The following is a 3,984-nucleotide window of genomic DNA, read 5'->3' as shown; positions in this document are numbered from 1 at the left end:
CCAGCAGATTGATATCAAGCCCCGTCTCCTCCCGAGCCTCCCTTATCGCTGCCTCTTCGCCCGTTTCCCCTATCTCCACAAAGCCGCCAGGCAGGGCATAGCAGCCTTGATAGGGCGGGTTGTTCCTCCTTATCAGCACAATCCCATCCTGGAAGAGTATGACTGCATCTGCAGCCAGCAGGGGGGTTTTAATCTCTCTTTTCATCTCATTCCTCAGGCCGCACTCAATATGCTATTATTATCTATCAGTTACATCCATAACACAACCAAAAGCCTTATCTACGTCGAGAGCCGGGGAGATATACGGCAAAGGTCGATAATATGGATCCCTCCTACCCTACATCCAGTCGGCCTTCGTCCATCTTTTTATCCTTCAGGAAGAGGCTGAAATACAGATAGTGACCTTACTCATCCTCATGCCATCTTACGTATTGAAGCTTGGAGGGAGCCTCATCGAAACCTCCCGGGATCTTATGCGCGTCCTGATCTCCCTCGCGAACGAGGAGGACTACAGCTTCCTGGTGGTGCCTGGGGGAGGGCCGTTTGCCGATCTGATCCGTGAGATTAACGCCAAAAGGGGCTTGGGCGATGAGGCCGCCCATTGGATGGCAGTACTGGCCATGGAACAGTATGCCTTTTTCCTTGCAGATGGAAATGGAGCCAGTCTCAGCTCCGAGGTTCGCATTCCAGAAAAAAGGGAGGTGAATGTCCTTCTCCCCTATCGAGCCCTGACCGAGGATGACTTTTGCCCGGAGCATTCCTGGGACTACACCTCCGACTCCATAGCTTTGCTGGTTGCAGCCAGGCTGGGCCTGCCCCTGATCAAAGCCACAGACGTGGATGGTGTGTTGATCGATGGAACGGTGGCAGAGGAGCTTTTTGCCCGCCAGCTCCTGGGAAGAGAAAGCTGCATCGATCAGGGCACTATTAAGCTTCTATTGGGGGATCTTTCGGGATTGAGAATGTGGGTGCTTAACGGCACCGATCCGATCTCATTTGCAATAGCGTTGAGATGCAGAAAGGGCGGCACGTTTATCAATGGACAGAAGCTTTCCCCATCCTATTGATCAATGGGAAGGTTTATACAGAGAAATAGGTCTACCAGGGAGGAGATAATATGAAGGAAGAAATGCCAGAGAGATGCATATCATGTGGCATTACGCTGACCGGCGTGGGCGGAGCAAGGTTTCCCTGCCCAAGCTGCGGAACCGTGATTGCCAGATGCAATAAATGTAAAAAACAGAGCAATGTCTATACCTGCAAGGCCTGTGGCTTCACAGGACCATGAGGTGAAAGTAATGGGAGACGCAGCAGTAAGAATGAAGGTTATGCCTGAGAGCACAGATGTAGACCTGGAAAAGCTGGCTGAGGACATAAGGAAAGCCGTGCCCAGCTTCGCCAGAATGCATGCCATCGAGCAAAAACCAATTGCATTTGGCCTCAAGGCTCTGATCGTTGTGACCATCATGGATGACAAGGGCGGCCGCAGCCCGGATGAGATCGAGGAAGCGGTGAGAAAACTTCCCGGCGTGGAGTCCGTGGAAGTGGAAGAGGTCGGTCTGATCTAAAACCACCTCTATCGTTTTGGGAGACGATTTAGATCCAGGCAGATCCAGGATCATTGGGCTTGTAGATCAGTGGTAGATCGCCGCCTTCGCAAGGCGGAGGCCACGGGTTCAAATCCCGTCAAGTCCATTCCCATCAAGTCCATTCCTCTCAGGTCAATCCTGAACTGCACGACAAGCCAGTCCAGTAGCAAATTACTTAAATTTTAGTGACCATTGAGTTGCTAATGCCGCTGGCCATTAATAGCACGGAAAAGCCCAGAAAGGATTCCATCCTTGCCAGCCATGGCTCGCGAACGGGAGGCAAATATATGATAGAGCTGGAGCTCATAGCCGCTAAGGAGATACTGGCTGAAGTCTTCGACATAACAATTGCCGAGGCTGAGGATATGATCAAGCAGCGCAGCCAGGAGAGAACCCTCTGGCCGGAGAAGTTTGGAGATAATGATATATCATTGCAGTAAGAGAGTATAGACCAATGGGAACGCTGACTAGATTAATAAAATTGGCAATGAGTGCAGCTCTGGCAAATAAGGTGATCAGAGGGACACTGGCAAGTGGTCTGGCCAGATCCATGAGATGGTTCACGAAGCCCTCAACCAGGGCCAAGGCGGAGTCCTTTGTATCCGGCGCATCGAAAGCAAATCCTGGGGCAAGGTCCAGCCCTCTGCCCACATTATTCGAGGCAATGATCGGCCTGTTGCTATGGAGATATAAAAAAGTCCGCTGGATCGTTGAATTGCTTGCATTCTCCGGCCTGGGCGCGCTTCTTCTGGATATGCTCGGGAAAAAACAGAGCAGCCCTGGTGATCAAGGCAGCGGAAGGAGCAGCCAGAGGGGTCGGGTCATCGATGTGGATGAGTATGACGTGATCGAAGAGGACAGATAGCAGGAAGCAATTAATGGGCCTCTCTGCACCCACCGCCCCCAAAGGCAAAGGCCAGGACTCAATTTTGATCAAAGTGGTAGTTGGCGAAGAGCTGCAGGAGCTTTCCAGGGAGCTTTCCCGCCTGGGCCTTGCCCGTAGCACTAAATTCTACCTGCGAGACGCCAAAAATCTGGAGCAGAGCGATGCCTGCGTTCTAATGGCGGCCAGGTCAGGGGATAATGCCGGCCTTAACTGCAGAAGATACGGTTTTTCCCGCTGCCAGGATATGATAGCGGCACAGAACCGGTCAATAGAGTCACAAGAAAGGGTTGTGGCATATGGCATTCCCCTGAAGGCCTCGGGCAAGAATATCTACTTTGGCCGGCAGGCATAAGGCCGCTCTTGGCTGGAAGCTATTTGTTGAATCTGCACAGAAGCCTTTGTGATAGAGGTGCGATCTTGGCAAAGATATTGATAAGAGGCGGGGATCTGGACCTGGTTGAATACGAGTTCCAGCCCTTTGTCCCGGGCCAGTGCATAAAAACCCTGGGATTGGAAAAAGACTACCAGCTCACTCCGGTTTCAGGGAAGATAACGGTAACCGCTCCTGGTCGCATTCATCTGACTGTACTGGACATGAACCGCTTTGCCCCCGACCGGCCGGGGGGAGGAGGAATGGGCTTTGCCCTGCAGATCTACTGCTCTGCCCAGGTGGAATGCATCCCATCCGGGTTGGAGATCGACTATTCTCGGGAACCTATAATCCGCCATTTTGCAGAGGTATTCAGAAAGACGGTCCGCTATGAGGGTGGATTCAGAATTGTGGTCCGCGACCACCAGAAAAAGCATGTAGGACTCGGCTCCACCGGATCGGTCCTTTTAGCTTTAGGCCATGCCATGAACAGCGCTTTAGGCTCCCCCCTGAATAGAGAACAGATCCGCATGCTCATAGGCAACAACTATGTGGAGGAGACCGAGGACGGCAGGGTTACAAACGGCTTTGAGACCGGCGTGGGTCCAGCGGCAGCAACTTACGGAGGCATGGTAATTACCGGCGACGAGCTGGCCCTGGTCTACCAGCACCGGTTTGCCGAAGGTAAGAACGTCTTCATCACCATCCCCCCCACCATCGTCTCCTCTGCCGGCCGCTCGGAGTTCGATCTGCTCATGAACCGGGCCAGGAACCTCGATTATCAGGACAGGGAGCTAAAAGCCTATCTGATGCTCATGGACCTCATCCCCGCCCTAGAGAAAAGCGACCTGAGAAAGATCGGAGACACCATCTGGGAGATAGAGTTTCGGGGCTCGAAGAGGGCCGAGGTGGAGCATCATGGCTTTGAGATCTATCGCTACATGAGCATTCTGCGAGATGCCGACCTGGAGTTCGTGGGGATGAGCTCGGTCGGCCCTTCCATCGCCATTGTCACCGAACGCAGCCGGGATGAGGTGGCGAAGATTATCGAGCCCGTGGGCCTCAAGATTGCCGTAGAAACCAAAGTGGACAATATAGGCCTGACGATCAGAGTGGACTAAGTTGTTGACGCAAAATAA

At 52.8% G+C, this 3,984-nt stretch carries 8 protein-coding genes and 1 tRNA gene; 8 read left to right on the top strand and 1 reads right to left on the bottom strand.

The features are described 5' to 3' along the window. Nucleotides 1-205, bottom strand: a 205-nt coding sequence (locus BP727_RS00825; RefSeq protein WP_286856865.1) for an NUDIX hydrolase, incomplete at its 3' end; no start/stop codon positions are given. 211 nt (nt 206-416) lie between these two features. On the opposite strand from BP727_RS00825, the gene BP727_RS00820 reads away from it, so the two are divergent. From BP727_RS00820 to BP727_RS00785, 8 genes are all read left to right on the top strand, one after another. After that, nucleotides 417-1,067 (top strand): hypothetical protein, encoded by a 651-nt coding sequence (locus tag BP727_RS00820; RefSeq protein ID WP_048131590.1) that lies wholly within the window; start codon nt 417-419, stop codon nt 1,065-1,067. Nucleotides 1,068-1,117: 50 nt separating this feature from the next. After that, on the top strand, nt 1,118-1,288 hold the full coding sequence (locus tag BP727_RS00815; protein ID WP_013718109.1) for an HVO_2753 family zinc finger protein: 171 nt from the start codon (nt 1,118-1,120) through the stop codon (nt 1,286-1,288). A 10-nt stretch (nt 1,289-1,298) separates the two neighbouring features. After that, nucleotides 1,299-1,568: an elongation factor 1-beta gene (locus BP727_RS00810; protein ID WP_013718108.1), complete on the top strand. Its 270-nt coding sequence runs from the start codon at nt 1,299-1,301 to the stop codon at nt 1,566-1,568. A 55-nt stretch (nt 1,569-1,623) separates the two neighbouring features. After that, nucleotides 1,624-1,695, top strand: a tRNA-Ala gene (locus tag BP727_RS00805). Nucleotides 1,696-1,792: 97 nt separating this feature from the next. Further along, nucleotides 1,793-2,029: a hypothetical protein gene (locus tag BP727_RS00800; protein WP_273271034.1), complete on the top strand. Its 237-nt coding sequence runs from the start codon at nt 1,793-1,795 to the stop codon at nt 2,027-2,029. Nucleotides 2,030-2,076: 47 nt separating this feature from the next. Further along, nucleotides 2,077-2,454: a hypothetical protein gene (locus tag BP727_RS00795; RefSeq protein ID WP_048131587.1), complete on the top strand. Its 378-nt coding sequence runs from the start codon at nt 2,077-2,079 to the stop codon at nt 2,452-2,454. A 13-nt stretch (nt 2,455-2,467) separates the two neighbouring features. After that, a complete protein-coding gene (locus BP727_RS00790; RefSeq protein WP_013718105.1) occupies nt 2,468-2,827 on the top strand; it encodes a hypothetical protein in 360 nt (119 codons plus the stop codon). A 65-nt stretch (nt 2,828-2,892) separates the two neighbouring features. After that, nucleotides 2,893-3,966 (top strand): GHMP kinase, encoded by a 1,074-nt coding sequence (locus BP727_RS00785; RefSeq protein WP_013718104.1) that lies wholly within the window; start codon nt 2,893-2,895, stop codon nt 3,964-3,966. Nucleotides 3,967-3,984 lie beyond the last annotated feature (18 nt).

The sequence above is a fragment of the Methanosaeta sp. UBA356 genome (genome assembly GCF_002496465.1).
GTDB classification, from domain to species: domain Archaea; phylum Halobacteriota; class Methanosarcinia; order Methanotrichales; family Methanotrichaceae; genus Methanothrix; species Methanothrix soehngenii.
This window is presented reverse-complemented; position numbering and strand designations above follow the sequence as displayed.